Origin of the sequence: Paenibacillus polymyxa M1, from assembly GCF_000237325.1 — a bacterium.
GTDB classification, from domain to species: domain Bacteria; phylum Bacillota; class Bacilli; order Paenibacillales; family Paenibacillaceae; genus Paenibacillus; species Paenibacillus polymyxa_C.
Genome location: NC_017542.1, coordinates 4,311,127 through 4,336,293 on the forward strand (window position 1 = coordinate 4,311,127; position 25,167 = coordinate 4,336,293).

Below are 25,167 nucleotides of genomic sequence, written 5' to 3' on the forward strand. Positions count from 1 at the left end.
TATTGTATTTTAAAAAAACTCCCATCCTCTTACTTGCTGTTAACGGATTGTGATGGTATGCACTGCCTTACCCGTTGCGCCGTCATTATCCGTTACTGTTAGCTCCACGGTATACGTTCCGGCTGTGGTGAATTTATGCTTCACCTTGGAACCAACTGCCGTATCGCCATCACCAAAATTCCAACTGTAGCTGACGATCTCACCATCTGTATCGCGGGAAGCTTTGGCGTTAAATTGTACATTTTTGTTCTTCTTGGCTGCGTCATTCGCCTGGATAATAGCTACCGGCTTTTCATTCGATGTAGGTGGATTCGGACCTGGGCCCTCTCCTCCACCATGGGTTACATACAACCTCCCCGGCGCCTCCGTCTCCACTTCATTCCCCGCTGCATCCCTTACCCGGATCACGATGACTCCGCCTTCCAGGTTCAGAGAAGATGAAGTGAGATAAGTACCTTCATAGTGGCCTGACGAAGTTTCATTTAATGGAATTTCATTACGGGCCAAAGTGGACAGGTTAAAGGGCAGCTCCACATGGAAGGATGCCTCCAAACCGGATGCACTGTCAAAAGCTACTCGTACCGGCTGTCCTGGAGTAATACGTACATCCTCAGCAGGGCTAATATTTTCAAGCTTCGGCAGCGCTGTATCGACATACACCGAGCGTGTAACAGTCGTTTCGTTTTCGGCAAGATCTTTGGCCGTTACCGTAATTTGATTTTCACCTTCATTGATAAGCAGCCGTTTATTAAAGCTACCGTCACTTCCGAATTCAGCGGGCTCGCCGTTAATCGTCAATTCGGTGAGGAACTCGTCATACACCGTACCGGTTACACTGACCACACCCGCATTTGTACGAGCTCCTTCATCAGGTGAAGTCAGGATCAGACCCGGTTTAGTCTGATCGAGCGTTACAACCACCGGCTCGGAACGATCTGTTACTTTGCCGTATACCGCCGCTTGAACACTTAGCGGATTAGCACCTGGCTGAAGATCGACCGACAAACTGAATTGACGATCCTTCACTTTCGTTGTGCCAGTCAGCTCCTTACCGTTAAAGAGCTGAATATCAGCTCCTTCTGCCGGAGAAGTTCCTGTTACGGTAATCGTTTCCTCCTGCGTATACGTAGCCTTCGTAGGAGTCGTAATCGTTGGAGCATTCACCGGATATCTGACGATAGCCCGGATCATGTAGTTCCCTTCCTCTTCAGGTGATTGGCTCCATGTGCCGCTTACACCTTGCCAACTGCGGAGCGCATTTGGGCTGTTTTCATCTGTAGCCAGACCTGGTGACTGTGTGCCTACCGCAGACTGTGTATATACGATGTAGAAATCACCTTGAACCGTCACCGGCTCTGGAAGCTGCACCGTCGTCCATTGTGTCTCATCCCGGACAGCAGTCCCGTCGAATGGACCAGCCACTAGTCGTCCAGGTGCTCCTGCTGCACCGGAGGCGTCATAGATAGAATATTGGAATGCCGTTCCCCCCGGATTCGGGAAAGCAGAGTTCCAGAACAAAAGGGATGCTCCTGTCACTTGTGCCACTTCCGACTCAGGTGTCATTCTCACTGCCCATGAATTGCCTGCCGCGTTAAAGGCTCTGGCATTTTCTCCTGTACCGTCATCATAGGCAATGCCTCCTTGGAAACCGATGAAAGGCTTCAACGTGACATTCGCTTCAACACTGCCGTTTGGAGGAGCAGTCACGGAAACACTGTCACTGTAATAATTTTCGGCTGCAATGGACAATGTGTATGTTCCTTCCAGCACGTCCAACGTAAATTCTCCAGCCTCATTCGTCTCTACAGGAGCAATACGTGCATCTTCCAGCACCAATACTTTCGCTTTTTGGATCGGTTCACCGGATTGCTTGTCGGTAATAACTCCGTGAATCGTACCGTGAGGGACAGCCTGGAGACTAAAGTTTGCTCTGATGACTTTGTTATTTTCAATCGTGACTGCTTTCGTCTGAGGCACGTAACCGTAGGCTTCGGCCTTCAGCGTATAGTCACCTGCTACATGAGTGAAGCTGTATTTGCCCGTGGTTGGGTCTGTTTTCACCGAACGTCCGGTTTCCAGTACCGTAACGGTAGCACTGGCTGGAAGACTGTCAAGACCGACACGTCCACGCTCCACGGATGCATCTGCCGGCTTCACTTTTTCCTGGAATTCACTCTTTTCAGTACTTGTAATTTTATACAGCGGGAATTGTTCTTCCGCTTTTTCCAGCTTGATATTGGACTCAGGTACGATATCCTTGGTCACTGTCGAAGCTGGAACACCCAGCACACGAAAATCGTCAATGTACCAGCCATTTTTATTCACACTGTTATCCGATTTCAAGCGGAAACGAACTTGAATCTCATTGCCGGTATAGCTATCCAGATTGTAATAAACAGGTGCCCAGTTTTTACCACTTGTATTATGTGAGAACTTACCCAGCTCACTCCACGTTTCGCCATTGTTTTTGGACACTTCTACATATCCGTAATCATAGCCGCCCTCAATTTCAAACCAGTGGTTGAAGGTCAGTGTTGCGTTGCGTATACCATTCAAATTAATTTTTGGAGAAACCAGTGAAAAATCAGCACCGTTCTCATAGTTGCTATCGAGATCGGTGGCCCACACATTCGGCTTGGACACTGCGCTCCCCGGTCCTACTTCTTTAGGAATGCCGCGTTCCCATTCATCCTTGGTCCCGGAATGAGTCCAACCATTGTCTGAGCTGCCATCAAAATGATCGCTATACAGCGTATCCGGCACATCCACTCTTAGTGAAGCCTCGTTCGACTTGACACCTTCGTTACCGCTATAATCCTCGGCTGCCACTGCATAATGATAAGTCGCACCACCGACGGTGATCGTATCCGTGTAGGTCAGCCCAGAAGTTGTACCGATGGAAGTATAATTTTTGCCGGACTGGGTTGAACGATACACCTTGTACTGCTTCACATCTTCATCAGAGGAAGCACCCCAGGCGAGTGTAACATTGCCCACATTATCTGCTTCAGCAGTCAAATGGCCAGGGGCAGCAGGTGCAACGGCGTCTGGTTCCTGAATGGACAGATCGTCAATATACCAGCCATCTTTCACGATCGTATTGTCACTAGTAAAGTTGAACAGGAGGTATACCTTTTGACCCGCAAATGCTCGCAAATCAAGATATTGTGTTTTCCAGCCATTGCTGGTTCCAGTAAACGATAATACCTGCTCAAACGCATTCTGATTGTTGGTGGTCGCTACATACACTTTGCCGAAATCAGAATTGTTTTCAAGATCGTACCAATGCTTGAAGCTGACCAGTGCCCCCTTGGAACTCTCGGTCAGATCAATAGGAGGAGCCATAAAATAACTGTTGGTGTTGGTCTGGTATTGGCCTTCGAGATTGGTCGCGATGACCTTTGTACCCGAATGTGCGCTTTTAGGGCCGCTTGTCGGGGTTCCCCATTTCCAAACACTACCCTGACCACCGATATTAATACCGGCGATGTCTTTTTCAAAGTCTTGTGTGTAGCCTGGTTTAACACCTTTGGAGACATTCACCTTATATACTTCCGTTTCAAAACCATTATTGCCGAAATCATTTACACGGATATAGTATTCCAAACCTGCGCTATCCACCAAAAAGGTCGGAATGGACGCTTGATAAGTACCGTCTTTGCTGTCTCCGGAGGTCCGCTCCAACGGAATGTATACATAGTTTGACGAACCCGCTGTTTTGGCAAATGCCTCAACGGCTGTTACGCCAACATCATCCGTAACATGAGCCGTCAAAGGTATATCAAGACCCTCAAATGCAGCTGCAGGCGGTGTATGCTCAAGAACAGGCGCTTCCAGATCGTCGCCACCTGTTACGACTTTACCGGATACAGAGCCCAGACCCTGCATGACAGATCCGACTGCATCGAGTGCATTAATGACACCATGTCCATATCCATTGTTTGGCGAAGTAGGATATGTGCTGTCTGTCCGAGGGGTAGCCGTGTTTTCCAAAATTTCCTCCAGCTGGTCCACGGTAAGAGAATGATTCGCTTGCAGCAGCAGAGCAGCCAGACCCGCAACATGAGGACCGGCCATGGAAGTACCGTTATAGCCACCTTTATAACCGCCACCAGCCACGGTTGAACGAATATTTACACCCGGCGCGGAAACTTCGGGCTTGATCTCACCGTAAGGTGAGGGTCCCAGCAATGAAAAGCTTCCCAGTTTATCATTGATATCGGTTGCCCCAGTGGCAAAGGATTCCGGATAGTTGGCCGGATTGGCTACCGATCCAGGTCCGCCCGGATTGGAGAGAGAGGTGTTCCCTGCGGAGAATTCGGGAAAGATTTGAGCATCCCGCCATGCCTGAACTACAGGCCGGAACCATTCATCAAGACCCGGTCCGCCTCCCCACGAGTTGTTCACTACATCTGGAGCAAGTTCGGGATGAAGATTACCTTGGGCATCTTTTGGCGCAAGCAGCCATTGACCGCCGTCCAGTATAATTGCATCCGTCGTTTCTGGATTAAAAATCCGAACCGCAATCCACTTTGCACCAGGGGCAACGCCCACTCGGTTCGTTCCATTTTCCTCGGATCCGACCATCGTGCCCATCGTATGCGTACCATGGGAATCGTCTTCCTGATCGACCGGAAGCGCCGCATGACTATGCGGATCATACCAGCTCAGTTCTGGATTTACGACATTGCCTGCCGCATCCAGACCACGCCATTTGCGATGCAGGGCCGGATGCGTGTAGTCTACGCCTGTATCGAGATTGGCGACCACGATTCCGGTTCCGTCAATTCCTTTTTCCCACACTTGTGGTGCGTTAATATGGGATATATTCCATTCCACCGTAGATGGATCCACAGCGTTCTTGCCTGTATTGCCGGGCAATGCCGATGTTTTGCTATCGTCCTTTTCCGGTTCTACAGCCTTCTGTGCTGTGTCAGACTTTGCTGTTGCTGCCGTTGCTGTTCCTGCCGCTTTGTTACCTGTGTCCTCTGGCTGCTTATCAACCGTTACCTTTTGCAGATAACGTGTTTCATTCGGCAAAATTTTATCGACCTCGGGCAGCTTCGAAATATGGTCCAGCACCTCCTTGGTGCTCGTGACAGCCAAAGCATTGACAATAAAATAGCTTTTATATTCTTTTACTCCGCCGCTCCCTGATTCCTTATCCAAATAACTTTCAAGCCCATATTGAGTTCTGGAAGCCGTTTCACGCAAAGAGCTGATCACATGGCTGCGCACAGCCATTTTGGCAGCGGAAGGTGTTATTTTCTCAAGTGAAGCCTTTTGGAGAGCATTTTTGGAAACCTTGTTGGTATCTACCTGTTCTTTTAATTTGACCAAATAAGTAACATAGTTGTTCTCCTCAAACTGTTTGGTCAGTTTCGGGGACACCTTCGCGGTTGTGACCTTGTGTGAGGCTGATTTCAGCTCCAGCTTGGAGCCATCCGGTGTGTTTTTCGCTAAAGCGGGTTGAACAAATGAAAAGGCCATAAGCAAAGAGAGTCCAATAGATAACGATTTCTTGAAACGTCTAGGTTTAATCAATTACTTCTCCACTCCTTTTACTAGGTTTAATGATTCCGAAATAACCTGTACAGAGTCAGACCTCATGCCTTGCACATCAAACACGCGGCTTGCGCAATACGATGTGTTGGCGACCACCTCCTTCATAGATTATAGAAAGATATAAAAGTATTGGGCTGTTCATAGATGGCAGTACTTCATAGGTGAGTTTATAATCCAATAGAAAAGCGATGAAATCCAGTAGATACCTAGGAGAAAAAGCAGGAGCATTTCGAAGAAAAAAACATGATATACCATTACATGTTATATCATTACATTTTATATTAAAAATTGATATAAAATCATATATTATGGATAGTATAAAGTTACCAAAACAGATATACAAGTCATTTTTTTGCATTTTTCTTGAAATTCTATGACTTTTATGTTCATTTATGTACGAAAACCCCTTTTTAGCGGCTACGTCATGAGTGCAACACACGGTTAGCAGGTGCATGCATCCTTGTACGAGCCACCCAAAGGGATTTTCGGGGATCTTTTTTTAAACCTGTCTGATATTCTTAGTTAAGTACGGAGTTCACCGCAGCAAGCGCATCAATCAGACCATATCCATAACCATTGTTGGGTGAGGTCCGATACTGACTGTCTGTCAGCGGTGTCGCTGTTTTCGAAATAACATCCTCTAATTGATCCACGGTCAAAGAGGGTTTAGCCTGAAGCAGCAATGCCGCTAATCCAGCAGTATGCGGGCCTGCCATAGAGGTACCGTTCCATCCACCCTCATAAACCCCGCCCGGTACAGAAGAACGGATGTTCACGCCAGGAGCCGAGATTTCTGGCTTCACTTCGCCATAAGGAGAAGGACCACGCAACGAGAAGCTGGCCAGCTTGTTATTGATATCGGTGGCTCCCGTGGCGTAGGCTTCAGGCAGATTTGCCGGATTAGCCACAGACCCAGGTCCGCCCGGGTTCGATAGTGTTGTGTTGCCTGCGGAGAACTCAGGGAAGATTTGAGCCGCTCTCCACGCCTTGGTCACTGGGCGATACCATTCGTCCAGACCAGGTCCACCACCCCAAGAATTATTCACCACATCCGGTGCAAGCTCAGGGTGTTTTTTGCCGTTTTTATCTACAGGCGCAAGAATCCACTGCCCTCCGTCCAGCAAGATGGAGTCTGTGGTATCTGGATTGAATACTCGAACGGCAATCCACTTGGCCCCCGGAGCAACACCGATTTCATTCGTACCGTTGCTGTCTGAGCCAACGCTTGTCCCCATCGTATGTGTACCATGTCCATTGGAATCTGTGGGCAGCGATGCTCCATTAACCGCATCATACCAGCTCAGCTCAGGATTCACGACTTGACCAGAAGCATTCAGCCCCCGCCATTTTCTTTTCAGTGCTGGATGAGTATATTCAACACCTGTATCTAGATTGGCAACGACAATGCCTTTGCCGTCAATACCTTTGGCCCAAACCTGCGGTGCTTTGATTTTAGAAATATTCCACTCGACACGACTTGGCGTTACCGCATCTTTATATACGGATTCTTGCACCGATTTTTGTGCATTCTCTTCCGTCACAGCCGGGTCGACAGCAGTTTGATCTGCAACTGCTTGGTCTGCTGTTGATTGCTCCCCTACCGGCTGGGCATCCTTATCTATTTCTACCTTTTGCAGCTCCCGCTTTTCATCTGGTAAAATTTTGTCGATCTCAGGTAGGGTTGCGAGATTATCCATGACCTCTTTGGTACTGGTTACCGCAAATGCATTCACGATAAAGTAACTCTTGTATTTTTTTACGTTTCCGTTATTGACTTCCTTCTTTAAGTATTCTTCCACAGATTGTTGAGTTTTTTCTGCGGTATCCATCAAAGAGTTGACAACCGTTTTACGTACAGAAAGCTTAGCAGCAGCGGGGGAAATCTGCTCGGCGGAAGCCTTCTGAAATGCGTGTTTAGCAACAGATTCTGTATCTACCTGATCTTTTAATTTAACCAGATAGGTGACATACTCGCTGGTGCTGAATTGCTGGTTCAGCTTGGCTGAAACCTTGGCGGAAATCGTCGATGCTCCTGCTGAGGAGGTTGTGCTGGAATCTCCATACACCGGAGAAATCAGAGAAAAAGCAAGAATAGCGGTAAAACCGACCGACAGCGTCTTTTTGATATTTTTTGACTTAATTAATACTTTTCATCTCCATTTACTTGGTTTTTTTGATTCTCAAAGACAACCTTCCGATAGCAGCGTCAAAAGCTCACAAATAGCCTCTGGTACTCACCTCCTTTAAAAAAATAGATTTTGGGGTGAAATCCATAGGTCATATTCTAAGGTGAATAACCTTTGGTGCAGACCGCAAGGAACGACATTCAATTAAGAACTGTGGACAAGTCTGGAAGAAAGTAAGTGAAAAAAATGAAGAAAAAGGTAGGGTAAGATACTAGAAGTGATCGAGGAGGTTGATATAACATATATATATTAAAATACAATTTAAAACAAAAGAATGAAACATATGGTATCTTTTGAATCTAGTATAGTGTCATAAAATCAGATATTCAAGCATTTTTTTGAATTTTATTCCTTTTTTTCTTGAAAAATTGAAAAACCTCTTCCATTTTCAAAACAAATGCGGGTCTTCTTCGTGCATTTTGTTTCGGATCATAGAAGAGGTTTTTCGGCATTCAGCAGCAAAAGTAGAAAAGCGCTATCTGCCGCTATTTACAGGTATGGGAACCGAAACGGCTCCTTCTGGAAAGGAAGATTTGGTTTCCTGGGTTCTACGACACAGGCTCGTACATTCTCGAAAAGCCATTTGTCTGCACCCACTGCACCGATCCTGATTTACCATTGCAAGAGCTGCTGTTAAGGCCTCTCCTGTATGTTCAAAAAAATGATTTTGTCCGATCATGTCGTAGCATCCGGTTTTATGCAGTAATTCCAGCGGTTGAGGCTGGAGTCCGGACACAAGCACTGTTCCACCAGACTTTCGGTATTTTTGTATTAATGCAGTAAAGTTAGCTTCTCCCGTCATATCCATAAAAGGGACCTTTCCCATACGCAACAACAAAATCCCTTGCTGGAGACCAGTCTGTCCCCCTACACCTGAGTTTTCCAACGCTGAAGCTGCACCGAAAAATAGGGGGCCTTCCACATTATAAATAGCCACCTGCGGGCAATCATGCTGCTCTGTGACCATATGTGCGCCTACCTTTTCATGCTTTACAGAAGGATCAGGAAGCACCTTATCTACTGAAAGTGTATTGCTCATACGTTTGACAAACAATACAACTGCCAGAATCAGGCCGACCTCCACAGCCGTTGTCAGCGTCGTAAAAACCGTCAGCAAAAAGGTGACGACCAGCACAATAGAATCTGCTGTCCGTGTTTTGAGGATGTGCGCAAAATGCTTGCGCTCACTCATATTCCAGGCCACTACCATCAACACCGGTGCCATACTAGCTAACGGAATATTAGATGCATAAGGTGCAAAAAGCATCAGAATGAGGAGTACAACGACCCCATGCACAATACCTGACATAGGAGAAACCGCGTTGTTGCGGATATTGGTGGCCGTACGGGCAATGGCACCTGTCGCAGGAATACCGCCGAATAGTGGTGTCAGCAAATTGGCAATCCCTTGTCCAACCAGTTCGCGATTGCTGTTATGGCGGTCTCCCGTCATCCCGTCAGCTACCACCGCTGAAAGCAGTGATTCAATAGCCCCCAGCATCGCTATAACAAGTGCTGGCGGCAAGAGCTTCACGATTAATTCCCACGTCATTGCAGGAATATGCAGCTCAGGCAAAGATGCCGGAATTGCGCCATAAGCAGAGCCAATCGTAGCCACCTGCCCTGGAAAAAACAAAGCTGCCACCAGCGTTGACAAGAGTAGGCCGACCAGTGAGCCAGGTATCTTGGGCCATTTTTTAGGCACCACAATAAGTCCAGCAAGACAGATACAAGCTGTCAGGATGCTGTACACATTGAGTGAAGGAAGCCGATGGATGATCTCTGCCATCGAAGGCAGAAAAGTTTCATGTCGCTCTACCCCGCGCAAGCCGAGAAAGTTAGCAATCTGACCACTGAAGATCGTCACGGCAATCCCGGCTGTAAAGCCAATGGTTACGGGCTTGGGAATAAATTTGATCAACGCCCCCAGCCTTAGAACACCCATTAAAATGAGCATAATGCCTGCCATAAAACCAGCTATAAGTAAATTCTCATAGCCGTACTGCATGACTATAGCCAGCAAAATCGGAATAAACGCACCTGTAGGTCCTCCGATCTGAAATTTGGACCCACCCAGTAGTGAAATCAAAATTCCCGCTATGATGGTTGTGTACAGACCATATTCCGGCTTTACCCCCGATGCAATGGCAAACGCCATACCGAGCGGGATAGCCACAATCGCCACAATGCTTCCAGAAATTAAATCCTTTCGTAAAGCCCCTGCGTTATAGCCTTCAAACCTTCCTCTCCACTTCATCCTGTAACCCTTCTTTTCTGTAGTAGCATTACTTCTCGTTACGTATGCCTTCCAGCAACGAGATCGCTTCGACTAAATGATTGTCAAAAATTCGCCGCGCCACCGCTAGCAGCTCCGTTAAGAGCGGATCACGTAGTGAATACACGACCGTTGTGCCTTCCTTGAAGCTGTTCACCAAATTTTTAGCCCGTAAAACAGCCAATTGCTGCGATACGGCAGAACCTTCGGAACCAAGCGCAGTCTGCAGCTCGTTCACATTCCGTTCCCCTTCACTCAGCACCTCCAAAATGCGGATGCGCAGAGGGTGAGCCAATGCTTTGAAAAAGTCAGCCTTAAACTTCTGGAGATCTCCTTCCATTCCTGCGCCGTCCCCCTCACAGAATTGTTTCATAACGATCAACAATATCTGAATATTTGAATATTCAGTACAATAACAGCTTTGGGTCAATTGAACTATGATGTTACTCACACTTCACCATGCGTATAGTCACATTTTTCCACACTTTTATCTTTCAGGGTTGACAGCTTCCACAGGTTTCCATTAACATAACAATTAACTTTAAGAAAAGGGGGCCGACAGACATGACCAAGCTTTACACGATAATGACAATCAGTCAGCATGATACAATCACATATTCGAAATTTCGTCTCATCGGCCCCGTTCGGGCAACATGATGGGGGTATCACGCTGTCTGACGGCGTGATATGCCAGGCTTTTTTTATTTTGTATGCTATTGAAAGAACAGGTTATTTATGTTTTTATGATGTACTGATCATAAAATGTAATGACACTTTCGGTGCAGGAAGCCGTAGACGACAAGTCTGCGGCTTTTTTGTTTTTTTCAAATCTTTTTATACGATGTTATGAATTTACATGAAGAAGGGAACTACCCATTTATTATGAATATACAACCTACGACCAATTCATCTTTTCATGAAGGACCATACAGCCACCTGATGAAGCTTCCGGCAGGGGATCTGACCGTGTACGCTTCGCAGCAACTCTTTTCCTCACTGGATTACAAAGTGTTCGAGATGGCTAATAACAATTTACAAATTCCAGGTATCCGCTATATGGGATACACACCGGATGTACATGTAGGCGTCGGAACCTGCATCGGTACAACTGCGGTATGGGGAATGGAAGACGGCTATGTATCTCCCTCCATCGTCGGTAGCGATATCGGCTGTGGCATGCGCGTACACCTGACCAATCTGCACAAGGATGCCTTGAAGGAAATCAAGCTGCGCCGCAAGCTGGTTAAGACGATCGACAAATACTTGCCGATGGAAGCTCACCAACGCGGACATTATTCGGATATACGGCTGGAGCATATTGTACGCAAAGGCCTGCATGGCTTACCTAATAAATATATCCCGGATAGCTACACTCCTAAGAAATCCACCTCACTGACCCATGTAGAGCACAGTAAGTTCTCCTTTGACGAGGAAGTGCTGAATCTCGTCGAAGACCGTACTTGGCACCGGGCTCATCGGCAGCTTGGCACGTTGGGTGGAGGCAATCATTTTGTCGAAATTCAGGCGATTGAAATTGCAGAAGAAAATAGAGAAGTCGCTGAAGCTTGGGGGATGTTCGACGGTCAGGTGGCTGTGATGATTCATTCCGGATCACGTGCTTGGGGGGGAGCAGTCAGTCAGACCAGTTCATCTGCCATTGCAAAAGCGATGAGCCGTCTCGGTCTCGGCACCTCCGATCCGAGACTGGTATTCGCACCGCTTAATCATCCCGAGGCAGCACATTATGTGGATATGATGTACTCAGCGCTGAATTATGCTGTGGTGAACCGACATCTGATTGCATACTCCGTGCGAGAAGCCTTCCGCGATGTCTTTGGTACAAAGTGCGAGTTGCGTACTCTGTACGATCTGATGCACAATTATGCTTGGGAGGAATCCCATTCAGATCACGGTAGCGTGTTTGTACATCGTAAAGGTGCGACGCGCGCTCTTCCAGCAGGACACCCCGACAATCCGCGACCTTATCAGTCGACTGGGCATCCGGCCCTGATCCCCGGTTCTATGGGGACTGCCTCTTATATTATGGTAGGTTTACCAGGCGGTCAGGATAACTTTCACTCCATCTGTCATGGAGCGGGCCGTATTCGCTCGCGATCTGCAACCAAACGGCTCGTGAGTGTGGACGATTTTGCAGGCGCTCTGGGTGTAGGGAGAGACGACGAAATTGTGGTCAACCAGGCATCTCTGGAAAGTATTATCGACGAATCTCCACAAGCCTACAAAAATGTAGATGATATTATTGAAAGTGTTACCGGGGCAGGACTTGCAGCCGTTGTAGCCAAATGTAGACCGCTGGCCGCCCTGAAAGGAGCAAAATAATGTTGAGTATAGACACCCCAGCTATTTATGAATTTGACGAACGTACAGATGGACGCATTACCGGTTATGCTGCTTATGCCCGTCTGATCGATGGTATTAGTGAAGCACTCTATAACCGCTATGGCGTAAAATACGAGCTGTACGCCAGTGATGATCCCAATATTGAGTATTGGGATTTGCTGGAGGAGGATATTCGTTCAGGCAGCCCTGAGCTGGAGCATGTGGCACGGGTGTTCGATCGTTTGGAGGAACGCACCATCCAGTATGACGATGACGGGCCAACTCCTGAATACGGTGTGCATCTGTCGATGCGTAACAATGTATTTGCCTATCCCAAATGGGGGATTGCACTGGCACGAGTTCCCTTTTTCCGTGATAATGGCGTATATAATGAAGATTATGTGTTTGCCATAGGCGACCAGGAGCTGCAAAGCTTCCTCGCAGGAGTACGCGGTCGTGAACGCAAGCAAAATATGAAGCGTGTCACCGTCTTTACCGATACAAGCCGTGGACTCTCCCGGCAAGCAGAACCGATAACCCGCGCAATTACGCGGGATGACGTGATTTTGAAAGCGGAAATCAAGCGGGATATCTTCCGATCACTTGATCAATTTTTTGAAGCAGATCGCACCTTCTATCAGACTTATAACATTCCTTACAAGCGTGGGATTCTGCTATACGGCCATCCAGGCAACGGTAAAACAACCCTAGTGAAATCTATTGCCAATAGCGTGCCAGGTCCGGCCGCTTACTGGCAAATTACAGAATATACAACCAGTGAATCGGTCAAAGAGGTGTTCGAGGCAGCTACTCGCCTGGCGCCGATGGTGCTGGTCATTGAAGACATCGATTCCATGCCTCAGGAGGTGCGTTCCTTTTTCCTGAATACGCTCGACGGCGCTACATCCAAGGAGGGCATCTTCCTGATCGGAACGACCAATTATCCAGAAAAAATCGACCCAGGTCTGATGAACCGGGCGGGCCGCTTCGACCGGGCTTATGAAATCAGTTTGCCTGACGAAGCGCTGCGACTCGCGTATCTCAAGCTGCGTAACTTCCTTGTTTTTGCAGGTGAGACAGGTACACAGAAGGCCGCAGCGATGACAGATGGCTTCTCCCTGGCTCAGCTCGGAGAACTGTATGTCAGTACGGCTCTAGAATGGCATGAGCAAGGAAAAGCCGATATTGAGCTGATTATTAAAGGCATGCGAGGCGAGCTTGATAAAAGCCGCAAGCAGGACTGGTTAAAAAATGTATCCGAAGGACGAGTCGGCTTCTTCTGATTCATCCTTTTATTGCCTCATTATGAAATTTATGTTACATTGATAAACAATAAAGTACCGAAAGGGTGACCTTAAGCCAATGATCTACTAATCCTATTTCCAAAGAAAAATACGTAATCTTACGAATTTTCTGGATAGGATTAGTGTAGGCTTTTGGGTATTAACGATAAGAGCATTGCTTCTTTGACGGGAGCAGTGTATCTTCTTGTTCGTATGTCTGCCTCCTATCCAGAAACCAATGGATAAGGAGGTTTTTTTGTATGAAAAGAATACTCGCAATTCTCATGATCAATATATTCATTGTGATGGTCGGCGTGGGTTTGATCACCCCTATTCTGCCGGAACTGATCATTGAATTTGGTGCCAGTGGGCGGGCCATCGGTTTATTGGTGGCAGCCTATGGCATAACGCAATTCCTGCTCTCGCCCATGACCGGGCAGCTGTCTGATCGATACGGAAGAAAAGTTTTTATCGTCGTAGGTGTTATTGTTTTTGCTGTAGCTAAATTGATCTTTGCTATTGGAGATGACCTGTGGATGCTGTATACCTCAAGACTTCTGGAAGGAGTTGCAGCAGCCCTGATTATTCCACCCATGATGGCATATGTAGCTGATATTACAACAACCGAAGAACGTGGCAAAGGAAATAGTCTACTAGCGGCAGCGATGTCATTTGGATTTGTCATTGGTCCAGGACTTGGAGGCCTTCTTGCAGGATATGGAACGAGAGTGCCACTGTATACAGCAACAGGTGCAGCTATGATTGCAGTTATTTTTTCAATCGTTTGTTTACCTGAAAGTTTATCGAAAGAACAAATGAAGGCAGCACGAGCAAGAATTAATCATCAAAGAGAGTCTATTTTCAAACAGTATGCAAGGTCATTGAAATCAAAATATGCGATGTTCTTTGTCATTGTCCTGGTGATGACTTTTGGACTTGCTAATTTTGAATCCGTTCTTGGTTTATATGTAACGAATCGCTTCCAATTTTCACCGCAAAATATTTCAATCCTTCTAACTGCAGGTGCTGTGATCGGCGTCGGTATGCAGGCATTAGTTGTTGCTAAAATGATCCATCAGTTTGGTGAAAAAAGGTTGATCAAAGGCTCGCTTCTCTTCACCTCTGCTGCTTATATTTTATTTCTCTTCGCCAAAGATTTTTGGAGTATCTTTCTTGTGACTTCCCTTATTTTCTTTGCTACAGCTACGCTTCGTCCAGCTCTTAATACACAATTGTCGAAGATGGCAGGAAATGAGCAAGGATATGTAGCTGGTATGAATAATGCCTATATGAGTGTTGGGAATATTTTAGGTCCTACTCTAGCGGGATTTTTATTTGATGCGAATATGTTCGCTCCATTTTTAACAGGCTGTTGCATTCTTTTGATTACCTTCTTGATTACATTAAAAATGAAATAAAAGAGGACAACTGATGAGCAAAAGGCAGCTACGGGTGCGAGGCTTTATTTTTCAAATGCCCAGCTGTAGCTGCCTGTCTGTTCAGTTTATTCCGTTTCCCCACTCAGTCGGTTCAAAAACTGGATGGCCCGTGGGCTGGTTGGCTGCTCCAGCACCTGATATGGCGTACCCTGCTCAATGATTACGCCCTGATCCATTAAGATTACATGGTCAGCAACCTCTGCCGCGAACTTCATTTCATGGGTGACAATAACCATCGTCATCCCTTCGGCAGCCAACTGCTTCATGACCTTGAGCACCTCACCTACCAACTCGGGATCAAGAGCAGAGGTCGGCTCGTCAAACAAAAGCACCTCAGGTTCGACCGCCATTGCCCGGGCAATACCGACCCGTTGCTGCTGTCCTCCCGACAATTGATGTGGATAGGATTCCGCTTTATCAGCCAATCCCACCTTCTTAAGCAGCTCCAATGCATGTTTGCGCGCTTCGTCCTTGCTTTTTTTCTGAACCGTGACTTGCCCCTCCATCACATTTTGCACAGCGGTCATATGGGGGAAAAGGTTGTAGGATTGAAATACCATCCCTGTCCGCTTACGCAGTGCCAAAATGTTTTCTTGTCGAAGCTTCGTTCCTTTCGCAAAACTCAGTGCAATATCACCTACCTGAATTTCTCCCTGGCCGGGAACCTCCAGCAAATTCAAGCAGCGTAAAAGCGTTGTTTTACCAGAACCGGAAGGACCGATAATTACAAGCACTTTCCCCTTATCCAACGTCACGTCAATCCCCTTAAGCACTTCCAGCGAGCCGAACGACTTGTGTATATTACGAATTTGGATCACCGGTACAATCTCCTTTATCTAACGGAAAAACGACTCAGACGCTTTTCCAAATAATTTTGCAGCACAGTCAATATCGTACTAAACAGCAGGTAAATAACCCCAGCCTCGGTATACACTAATAACGGTTCGTATGTGGTAGCTACAATCTGATTAGCCGTTCTGAACATTTCCACATAGGTGATAGTGGCAGCCAGTGAGGTATCCTTTACCAAGCTGATGAATGAATTGGCAAGCGGAGGCACCGACACACGGGAAGCTTGGGGGAGCACGATCCGCCGCAACACTTGCCAGCGTGTCATCCCCAAGGAGTATCCTGCCTCCCATTGACCCTCCTGAATGGAAATAATAGCCGCACGCATAATTTCAGAGCTATAGGCCCCCACGCTGAGCGTAAAGCCGATCACTGAAGCAATAAATGGGTCCAGTGTAATACCCACCGAAGGTAAACCATAGAAAATAATATACAATTGCACCAGCAAAGGAGTTCCTCGAATCACCCATACATAAAAGCCGAAAATCAGCTTGAGTATTCTCCATTTGGACAACCGGGCGAGTGCAGTGATCAGCGCCAGTAGGAGTCCCAGAGCAAATGAGATCAGGGTGAGCGGAATCGTAAAAGAAACCCCTGCTTTTAGCAGAGGTAATAATGAATCCATAATAATTTGTATTTGGCGATCATCCATTGTACAGACATCCTTTATTATTTGGACACATCGGCTCCAAAATATTTTTCAGAAATTTTCAGATACGTACCGTCAGCCTTCATATCAGCCAACGCTTTGTTGACTGCCTTGATCAAATCTTCGCTGCCTTTATTAAATACAGCTGCACTGTGTGAAGCATCCGCAGATTCGTCCACCTTTTTGATCGGAGCATCAGGCTTTTGCTTTTTCAGATCCAGATAAGACAATCCGTCGTTGACGGTCGCATCTACCCGTTTGGAAGTGAGGAGATCAATAGCTTGGTTGAATCCTTCGGTTGCTACAATTTCCGCACCGTTGCTTTTTGCGATTTGAGTCAGGTTGCTAGTCAGGGATTGCCCTGCCTTTTTACCTTTTAGATCCGAAAATTTCTGGATGTCCGTATTATCTTCACTCACGATCAGAACTGCCTTAGAGACAATGTACGGATCGGAGAAATCATATTTTTGCTTGCGCTCATCTGTAATAGACACTTCATTGAATACTGCGTCAAACCGCTTGGAGTTCAAGCCTGCAAATATTCCGTCCCATTGCGTCTCGATAAATTCCGGTTGCACACCCAGGCGCTTACTTACTTCAGTTGCAATATCGACGTCAAAGCCTGTCAGTTTGCCAGCAGCATCATGGTAAGTAAACGGAGCATAGGTACCTTCCGTACCGATTCTCAGCTTGCCACTGGCTTTGACAGATTCAAGAGTAGCTGCAGCCGTTGTATCTGCTTTTCCATTATTAGAACCGTTTTCTCCAGTAGATGCATTATTCGTGCCCGCGCCTTTATCATTGTTGCCGCAAGCCGAAACCAGCAATGCCATCACGATGAATACAATCGGCAAAAAACTAAATTTTCTCATGTTATCCACACTCTTTCCCTTTTTCTTGATCACCTAGCGCAGGCTAGTCATTGAATAGTACATCATTCATTTTCGCGCGTCAATGCTTTTATCCAATAATCCCTATCCAAAAGGTAAGTTATATTTTTTTATCATCTAAGGCTATTCTAGGTTGACTCAATCATAGGCAGGCTATTCATTTTCACTCCCCTCGCAGCAACTTTTTGTGTACCATTACATAAGAGATTTCGTATAATAGGTTTTAAAATACAGATTAGAAATATTTACCGGAGTGTGATCATGGATACCCATAATACAACTTTATCCCCTGAAGGAAGGCACTCAGCCTGGGCTACCTTTACTTCACCTTTAAAGCAATCCAAAGCGTTCACCCTCTTGTGGCTTGGACATTGGATCGCTATGTTAGGAAGTTCTGTTACGACAGTCATTTTGCCACTGGTTATCTATTCTCTGACAGGCTCGACCACCATCATGGGATTGGCGATGACGGTTTATATGCTGCCAAACGTACTTATTCTTCCTTTCGCAGGAATGATTGTGGACAGAATTGACCGAATTCGCCTCCTTCTGTTCACGAATGTCGCCCGCTTTGGTCTGATGCTCGTTGCATCGGTGTTGATGTTTACGGACGGGATGAAGTTGCCGTTCCTATTCGTTGGCCTTGCGTTGTACGGATTGATGGATGGTATCTTTAATCCGGCTTATTCGGCCTTACGTGCACAAGTGTTCACACCGGACATCCGCAATGCTGCCAATGCACTAAGTCAAATCAGTATACAAGCCGTTCGTCTACTCGGTCCTCCGCTAGGAGGCTTTATTGTATCCTTTTCCTCCCCGGGTGTCGGCTTTGGACTGGATTCTATCGCTTATCTGGTATCCTTTGCCTGTTTTTGGATGCTAAGTGCTCATTTGGCCTCCATCATCGGTAAACGTCAGGCCGATTCAGAACAGGAAGATCAGGGTGGACAACATTTTCTCAAGGATTTTATAGCAGGCTTTGCTATTCTCAGAAGTCATCCTTGGCTATGGATTACGATTCTCGCCTTTTCTTTCATTAATATCTGTTATTCAGGTATTATCGCTGTGCTCATCCCGTGGCTGTTCAAGGTTCATCATGGCTATAATCCAGTCGTATACGGCATTGCAATGGCAAGTAGTGGCATTGGTGCCATGCTGGGAGCCTTTGTGTATGGATCACGCAAGCATTGGAAACACCGCGGTCTGCTCGCTTACTTAGGAGCTTTTGTCAGCGGTCTCGCCTTACTGCTGTTGTCTATAGTCACCTGGATGCCAGGATTGATTATGAGCATGATGCTCGAAGGATTTGGCATTATGATTTTTGCAATTATCTGGGAGACAAGCCTGCAGGAATTAGTCCCCGCTGAATCCTTTGGACGTGTAGCCAGTCTGGATTTGATGTTTTCCTTTGCACTGCTTCCTGTCGGCTATCTGGCCGTAGGTGCCGTGGCGGATAAGCTTGGTGGCATCCTCACCATTGGTATGTTTGCAACCATCGGCATGTGTATCGTGCTGGGCGTGCTAATTGTTCCTCATATCAGACGGTTTCAATAGGGGAATATGTAACCTTTTCTCAAAAAAAGCTGCTCCCACAGGTTCATTTGTGAACCTTGCGGAAGCAGCTTTTTTCCATTTTGACTCGCGTCCCATAGGACGAGTCTATTCAATAATTCGTAAAGTTAACCTCTGCTCCGTCCAACGGAACGGAAGATCAAGCTCACAATCACGACTAGCACAATCGCACCAATTAATGCAGGAACGATGTAGAACGATCCGATTTCAGGACCCCAGTCTCCCAGAATCAAGCTACCCAACCATCCACCGATAAAACCAGCGATGATGTTACCAATCACGCCACCCGGAACATCACGACCTGCGATAATTCCTGCCAACCAACCAATAATACCGCCAACAATCAATGCCCATAACCAACTCATTTTGCGTCACCTCGTTTAAGTTTTTATCGTTGTGTTCTATTATTAACCACTCGAACTCCTTTTGAACACACAGAGACCAATTGGTTAATATTACCACACAATGGAACGCTGATTTGGGGGCTTGATATCATCCTACGTGCCTCCCAGATTATTTATGCTCTTTGTGTGAAAAGTGTGTCTCCTATTCGTTTATCCTTGTATTCCTGCTTTTTTTGTGCCATCCTCACATTATGGCTTCACTGAAGTCACTTCATGCATAAGTTACAAAAATAACAAATTATTAAGGAGTGACCCCCACTGGAGTGTCGAGTAGGATGTGCTGCATGTTGCATTGCCATTACGATTTCTTCCCCTATTCCCGGCATGCCAGACGGAAAACCTGCTGGTGTTCCATGCCCTCAGCTCACGCCTGATTACCGTTGCCAATTATTTGGAAAACCCGAGCGTCCTGCCGTATGCAGTGGCTTTCATGCGGATAAGGATACATGCGGAGAAACTAATGAAAGAGCATTTGAGCTGCTGAGAGAGCTGGAGAAGTCCACTTTACCAAGTAAAACTTAAGGCGAACTCATTCGATATGAAGGAGAATTTTTGATTATGAATGTTATTGAAAAAAGAATTGCCGAATTGAAGCAGTACGGTCCCGATCTTACCACCCCCAAAGATATGGATTTATTTTGGGACAAAACACTGAGAGAAGTTCACGTCAAACCTGTACATGCATTCAAAACACCCGTAGAAACCCCGTATCCTCATATGATGGCCTATCGGGTCACTTTTGAGGGGGTCGATGATACGCCTCTGCATGCCTGGTATGTACGCCCCCGATATGCTGGAGATCAAAAACTTCCATGCATCGTTCTGTTTCATGGCTACACCGGCGGAAAGGGCTATCCTGAAGATTATTCATCTTGGCTAATGCTTGGTTTTGCTGTATTGGCGGTAGATGTTCGTGGTCAGGGAGGAGAAACGGGAGATCGTCGGAATGATCCACACGGAACCGTTAAAGGCTGGGTTACGAAAGGAATATTGGACAAGGATACCTGCTACTACAAAACGATTACAACCGATGCCCTTAGAGCCGTAGATTGGGCGGCGGAGCAGTCCGATGTCGATGCAGATAAAATCGCAATCAGTGGCGCCAGCCAGGGTGGTGGACTTGCATTAATGGTGGGCGCGCTCAGCGATAAAGCTGCTACTATAGTAGCGGATATTCCTAATATGTGTCATATGGATTTTGGCATGATGAATTCTACCAGTTCACTGACAGAAGCTGCCGAATTCGCAAACCGCTTCCCCGAGCATTTGGAGCAGGTACTACATACATTGAGTTATTTTGACGTGATGAATTTAGCTCATCGCATTCGTATCCCGGTCATGTTATCTGTAGGGTTGAAGGATACGGTGTGCATGCCAGAGACGATTTTTGCTGCTTATAACCGCATTGAATCACCAAAAACAATTGAAGTTTATCCGTTCACCGGACATTGGGTAGAAGGTTTCCATAGACGCAAGACGGCTGAATTTTTAGTTCAAATCTTAGCATTAGATTGAGTTAACAGTTTCCTCCGGTTCCGGTGCATAAAAAAAGAACACCACGCATCTATCTGCGTAATGTTCTTTCAACTGCATCGGAGCCAGTCCTGCTTACTCTGACAAGCTCCTCGACACTTCACAGCAAAGCATCTCTGCAAAGTTTACGATGCAGTTCGCTGTTCTGCTGCCGAATCCCCTGTCCATTTTCGCACCCAAACAAAATCCATAATCATCAGGCCAAACGGAATGAAGGATGCAAACATAATGAAAAGAGGCCGCCGTATAGACCAATGCAATGCGGTTTTTCCATAGATCAGAGCAACGAGGAGCAACAGAAAGCTCACCCGGTATATGTTACCAATCACCATAACCGCTTGGGTCATGCCCGCAGCTTGCAGCGGCTGGTGGGTGAATAGTATCGCCAAATACGCTATAGCTTGAATCCAGAGCATGAGCCGGACACGCCCCAAAGGTGTTCTTAACACAAATTCAATCCCCTCTCCATGAGCAGGAATGTTCTCTCATCCCTTATGCATCTTTTATTATAACGAAAAGATCCACAAACTCCAACCTATCCATTTTTGAATTTTGACCAAATGAGTTGTGTTTGATACAGTTGTGTAAGAGGTGATTATAAATGCTTAAACTGGGTATACTGGACCAATCTCATATTCCTGAAGGCGGTTCCGCTCAAGATGCATTGTCTAATACAACAGATTTAGCGCGTGAAGCTGATCAACTGGGGTACAGCCGCTATTGGGTATCCGAGCATCATGCGTCCAAAACACTAGCACACTCCAGTCCCGAGGTATTGATTGCCCATTTGGCCGCTCATACATCGCGTATTCGTGTGGGTTCAGGCGGTATTATGCTACCACACTACAGCGCATATAAAGTAGCTGAAAACTTCCGTCTGCTGGAGGCGCTCCACCCAGGACGCATTGACTTGGGGATTGGGCGTGCTCCAGGCGGCTTGCCGCTGGCTACTCGCGCTTTGCAGGAAGGGAAATACCAAGCTGTCGAACAATATCCACAGCAGATTCTAGATTTAATTGACTACTTCCATGATTCGGTGCCTGACAATCATCGGTTTGCTGGTCTTCACGCCTCCCCGATGATATCGACCGTTCCTGAATTATGGTTGCTTGGCTCCAGCGGGGAGAGCGCCAGATTGGCCGCGATGATGGGTGCCTCCTATGCCTTTGCCCAATTTTTCGGTACTCCGGGCGGCGTAGAAGCTACCGCGCGTTACCACGAGCAATTCATGCCTTCGATTTTAGGAGATAAGCCCCGCTCTATGGCGGCAGTTACGGTAGCCTGCGCTGAAACTGAAGAGGAAGCTGAGCAGCTGGCGTCCAGTGCTAGTTTGTATTTCCTTTTACTCATGCAGGGTAAAGAAATGAATTCTCTTCCATCGGTGAAAACAGCCATGTCCTATCCCTATACAGAATTTGATCGTGAGCGGCTACGTCAGTCCGCAGCATGGCGTGTTGTTGGCACTCCTGAACAGTGCAAGGAACAGCTGCTGAGACTGGCTGAGCAGTATCGCACCGATGAGTTACTGGTCGTTTCATCCATTCATGACTTTGATAAACGTGTTCAGTCCTACCGACTGCTGGCCAAAGCTTTTAATTTAGTATAAACAGACGGTTGAACTGAGGCTAATTTTCAGAAACATTAAAACCCCCGCCTGCCTATAATGGCAACAGCGGGGGTTTGTTGTAGAGGATCGGTTCATTAGAACCAACTCATCTGTACTATAGAAGTAGTGTAGATACCACAAAAGTTGAATGTCATATGGTACTTTGGTAGTATATCCAACGGAACGAAAGTATGAGTTGTTTACTTCTAAAGTTCCATCATCCATATACCAAAGGCTCATACGCTATACTTCATATCTTCAAAAGAGTGCAACCAAAAGTCCCATAGCTTTTACTCGTCCAAAGTTGTAAAAGCTACGGAAAATTCTAGGGCTCTATGCCCCATACCAGCTTACCCTGTTGATATACGGTGCCATGGTCCCAGTCTGCGAATACTGTTTGGGCAGCTCCATAGGAGTAATCGTTAGTCTCATCAAAATTGCTCCAATTCGCTGCGTGAATACGAGATTGAATTTCTCCGGTTTCGCCGCCGGGCTGAATCGTTCCCGCTCCATCTGTGAAGGAAATCTCCACATATTTATCAGCCTTGGACTTCGGATTTGGCAAAGTTACAAAAGTTGCTTTTACCTTTTCATTACCAATCTTGGCCCAATCTACAAAAAACTGCTGAGCTTGTTTGCTCTCATCTGTGTAATAGTAGCGAATTTTCAGGTCACTCAACTTCACAGCTGTTTTTCCGGTATTTTTGATATTAAATTGAGGCCGGATTGCATTATCCTTGGCGTTCGTGTCATCAGTGCGATATTGAAGCACAATCCCTTCATTATTACCGCCTGGTGTACTTCCACTGTGATCGCCACCGTTGTTTCCACCATTGTTATTACTACCATTGTTGCCATCTCCGCCGCTATTCCCGCCGTTGCTTCCTCCACCATGATTGCTGGAGCCTTCCAGAATCGCCTGTTTTACAAATTTGCCGGAAGCCGTTAATTGTGAATCAGGCCATCCACCCTTGCGGTCAGCACCAGGCAACAGGGCAGCAGAGGTCTCATTTTTGTCGGAAAGCGACCAATTGGCCCAACTGATTTTGCGACTGGCCATAAAATCAGTCCATACTTTGGATTCATTCAGGAACGGACCACCGTTACCCGAAGCGTCACTTGTACCCCACTCGGTAGCAAAAATGCCTACACCTTTGTTCAGGGCATAATCAATCCGATCACGTAAAGATTGTCCATGCGTACCCGCATAGAAATGCACGGTATACATTGTATTTTTATCTAGAAGCGGATGGTCTGCTGCATCATGTACATCCTGACTCCAAGTACCTGTTCCTACAATAATAATATTATCCGGGTCTTTAGCTCGAATAACCTGAGATACCTCAGATGCATAAGGTCGGATTTGATTGTTCCAGTTTACATTCCCATTCGGCTCATTAGCAAGTTCATAGATTACGTTAGGCAAATGACCGTACTTCGTGGAAAATTCATTAAAGAAAGCTTTGGCTTCATTTTTATGAGTGTTCGGATCGCCATCTGAGAGAATGTGCCAGTCAATAATGACGTACAGGCCCAGTTTCTGTGCTGCCTCAATTGCTTCCTTCACTTTATTTTTCAATGAAGGGTTGGCAATATAACCATTTTCTTCAGTGTACAACGCAACTCGAAACACGGAAATGCCCCAATCGTCCCGTAACCATTTCATAGTGTCCTGATTCACCAGATCCCCAAACCACTGAACGCCATGAGAACTAATGCCCTTGAGCTGTACAGGTTGTCCATTTTTATCCACCAGTTTACCGTTCTTTACTGAAAGTTGTCCGTAACGTTCCACAGGGGTCGTCCCGGCCGCCTCTGCTGTCGGCGCATTCCAGTTGAACCCATTCGTTAACGTCAATAGCAACACTGCTGTTAACATTACTGCTACTCTTTTTACGATCCTTGGCAGGACCCATTGCCCGTTCATCATTTACACATTCCTTCCTTTTAATAAAGTAGATAAGACTTATCAGTACGTTGTTCTCCGCTTTTTCGCCCCCTCTTTTATACAATAAAAGGATCAGGCCCAACATTCGATGTCACTTACCTGTATATGGATGCTACTACTATTATAGTTAGTTTCATGTTACGTTTCGACTTTATCCCAGAAAATGAACAAGAAGTCACGGTTTTAGGATATGTACCCCTTAGTTGGCTACTATAGAGTACTGAAGGGACAAAAGTCTCATTTACTTATTAAGTTTAACCTAAAAAAAGACTGCTTCCCGATGCCTAGGCTCGGTACAGCAGTCTTATCATGATCTTATATGTGATCAGATAATATTAACAATTCGTCTTAATGTATGATGTCCCTATTACCCCTTAGCGGCAGCTTGAGGTTCTTGGGTTGCCTGATCTTCGTTCATATCGCCGCCATCCGTCGCTTGATCTGTCAGTACAGTCTCAGATGAGTTACCCATTACCTTGTCTATAAGTTGTAGCCAAGGTTCTTCACTGCCTCCACAACTCTCAATATCACCGAGCAGGGACTCTAGCGTGGTTCCTTCTTCTGGCAAATCAATAACTAAACTGTCTTCGTCAACTTGGATGGTGCAGCAGGTTTTCATTGTAAATCC

General features: G+C 46.4%; 18 protein-coding genes. 7 read left to right on the forward strand and 11 right to left on the reverse strand.

Annotated features, from left to right (window positions below):
* Window positions 1-39: 39 nt before the first annotated feature.
* The 4 genes from PPM_RS19450 to PPM_RS19465 all read right to left on the reverse strand — a co-directional run bounded on the left by PPM_RS19450 (window position 40) and on the right by PPM_RS19465 (window position 10,366).
* Complete coding sequence (locus PPM_RS19450) at window positions 40-5,544, reverse strand: S8 family serine peptidase (RefSeq protein ID WP_016324635.1); 5,505 nt, start codon at window positions 5,542-5,544, stop codon at window positions 40-42.
* A 539-nt stretch (window positions 5,545-6,083) separates the two neighbouring features.
* Entirely contained in the window at window positions 6,084-7,691 is a 1,608-nt protein-coding gene (locus PPM_RS19455) for a S8 family serine peptidase (protein ID WP_043886032.1), read from the reverse strand.
* A 535-nt stretch (window positions 7,692-8,226) separates the two neighbouring features.
* Entirely contained in the window at window positions 8,227-10,008 is a 1,782-nt protein-coding gene (locus tag PPM_RS19460) for a SulP family inorganic anion transporter (protein ID WP_013372522.1), read from the reverse strand.
* Window positions 10,009-10,036: 28 nt separating this feature from the next.
* On the reverse strand, window positions 10,037-10,366 hold the full coding sequence (locus PPM_RS19465) for an ArsR/SmtB family transcription factor (RefSeq protein WP_007431533.1): 330 nt from the start codon (window positions 10,364-10,366) through the stop codon (window positions 10,037-10,039).
* 542 nt (window positions 10,367-10,908) lie between these two features.
* On the opposite strand from PPM_RS19465, the gene PPM_RS19470 reads away from it, so the two are divergent.
* The 3 genes from PPM_RS19470 (at window position 10,909) to PPM_RS19480 (ending at window position 15,067) form a co-directional block, all read left to right on the forward strand.
* Complete coding sequence (locus PPM_RS19470) at window positions 10,909-12,366, forward strand: RtcB family protein (protein WP_043886033.1); 1,458 nt, start codon at window positions 10,909-10,911, stop codon at window positions 12,364-12,366.
* Complete coding sequence (locus PPM_RS19475) at window positions 12,366-13,649, forward strand: AAA family ATPase (RefSeq protein WP_013372524.1); 1,284 nt, start codon at window positions 12,366-12,368, stop codon at window positions 13,647-13,649. The genes PPM_RS19470 and PPM_RS19475 overlap by 1 nt, the downstream gene beginning before the upstream one ends.
* A gap of 260 nt (window positions 13,650-13,909) precedes the next feature.
* Window positions 13,910-15,067: an MFS transporter gene (locus PPM_RS19480; RefSeq protein WP_013372525.1), complete on the forward strand. Its 1,158-nt coding sequence runs from the start codon at window positions 13,910-13,912 to the stop codon at window positions 15,065-15,067.
* Window positions 15,068-15,153: 86 nt separating this feature from the next.
* Here the strand turns inward: PPM_RS19480 and PPM_RS19485 are convergent, their stop codons facing one another.
* Genes PPM_RS19485 through PPM_RS19495 form a run of 3 tightly spaced genes read right to left on the reverse strand, consistent with a single transcriptional unit; the run spans window position 15,154 to window position 17,458 of the window.
* Window positions 15,154-15,906 (reverse strand): amino acid ABC transporter ATP-binding protein, encoded by a 753-nt coding sequence (locus PPM_RS19485; RefSeq protein ID WP_013372526.1) that lies wholly within the window; start codon window positions 15,904-15,906, stop codon window positions 15,154-15,156.
* A gap of 14 nt (window positions 15,907-15,920) precedes the next feature.
* Window positions 15,921-16,589 carry an amino acid ABC transporter permease gene (locus PPM_RS19490; RefSeq protein WP_013372527.1) on the reverse strand — a complete coding sequence of 223 codons (669 nt, stop codon included), beginning with the start codon at window positions 16,587-16,589 and terminating at the stop codon, window positions 15,921-15,923.
* A gap of 17 nt (window positions 16,590-16,606) precedes the next feature.
* On the reverse strand, window positions 16,607-17,458 hold the full coding sequence (locus tag PPM_RS19495; protein WP_013372528.1) for an amino acid ABC transporter substrate-binding protein: 852 nt from the start codon (window positions 17,456-17,458) through the stop codon (window positions 16,607-16,609).
* Between the two features lie 279 nt (window positions 17,459-17,737).
* Here PPM_RS19495 and PPM_RS19500 point away from each other — a divergent pair, with 279 nt between their 5' ends.
* Window positions 17,738-19,030 (forward strand): MFS transporter, encoded by a 1,293-nt coding sequence (locus PPM_RS19500; RefSeq protein WP_013372529.1) that lies wholly within the window; start codon window positions 17,738-17,740, stop codon window positions 19,028-19,030.
* 125 nt (window positions 19,031-19,155) lie between these two features.
* Here the strand turns inward: PPM_RS19500 and PPM_RS19505 are convergent, their stop codons facing one another.
* Window positions 19,156-19,413 carry a GlsB/YeaQ/YmgE family stress response membrane protein gene (locus tag PPM_RS19505; RefSeq protein ID WP_013372531.1) on the reverse strand — a complete coding sequence of 86 codons (258 nt, stop codon included), beginning with the start codon at window positions 19,411-19,413 and terminating at the stop codon, window positions 19,156-19,158.
* Window positions 19,414-19,710: 297 nt separating this feature from the next.
* On the opposite strand from PPM_RS19505, the gene PPM_RS30250 reads away from it, so the two are divergent.
* Window positions 19,711-19,974, forward strand: coding sequence for a YkgJ family cysteine cluster protein (locus PPM_RS30250; RefSeq protein ID WP_225683799.1), 264 nt, complete (start codon window positions 19,711-19,713; stop codon window positions 19,972-19,974).
* A 36-nt stretch (window positions 19,975-20,010) separates the two neighbouring features.
* Window positions 20,011-20,967 (forward strand): acetylxylan esterase, encoded by a 957-nt coding sequence (locus PPM_RS19510; RefSeq protein WP_013372533.1) that lies wholly within the window; start codon window positions 20,011-20,013, stop codon window positions 20,965-20,967.
* Window positions 20,968-21,110: 143 nt separating this feature from the next.
* Here the strand turns inward: PPM_RS19510 and PPM_RS19515 are convergent, their stop codons facing one another.
* Entirely contained in the window at window positions 21,111-21,434 is a 324-nt protein-coding gene (locus PPM_RS19515; protein ID WP_016324638.1) for a DUF3817 domain-containing protein, read from the reverse strand.
* Between the two features lie 152 nt (window positions 21,435-21,586).
* Between PPM_RS19515 and PPM_RS19520 the strand changes: the two genes are divergently transcribed.
* Window positions 21,587-22,591: an LLM class flavin-dependent oxidoreductase gene (locus tag PPM_RS19520; RefSeq protein ID WP_013372535.1), complete on the forward strand. Its 1,005-nt coding sequence runs from the start codon at window positions 21,587-21,589 to the stop codon at window positions 22,589-22,591.
* Between the two features lie 325 nt (window positions 22,592-22,916).
* On the opposite strand, the gene PPM_RS19525 is transcribed toward PPM_RS19520, so the two are convergent.
* Both PPM_RS19525 and PPM_RS19530 read right to left on the reverse strand, forming a co-directional pair.
* Window positions 22,917-24,521, reverse strand: a complete 1,605-nt coding sequence (locus PPM_RS19525; RefSeq protein ID WP_013372536.1) for a cellulase family glycosylhydrolase — start codon at window positions 24,519-24,521, stop codon at window positions 22,917-22,919.
* Between the two features lie 385 nt (window positions 24,522-24,906).
* On the reverse strand, window positions 24,907-25,158 hold the full coding sequence (locus tag PPM_RS19530) for a hypothetical protein (RefSeq protein ID WP_013372537.1): 252 nt from the start codon (window positions 25,156-25,158) through the stop codon (window positions 24,907-24,909).
* Between the last annotated feature and the right edge of the window lie 9 nt (window positions 25,159-25,167).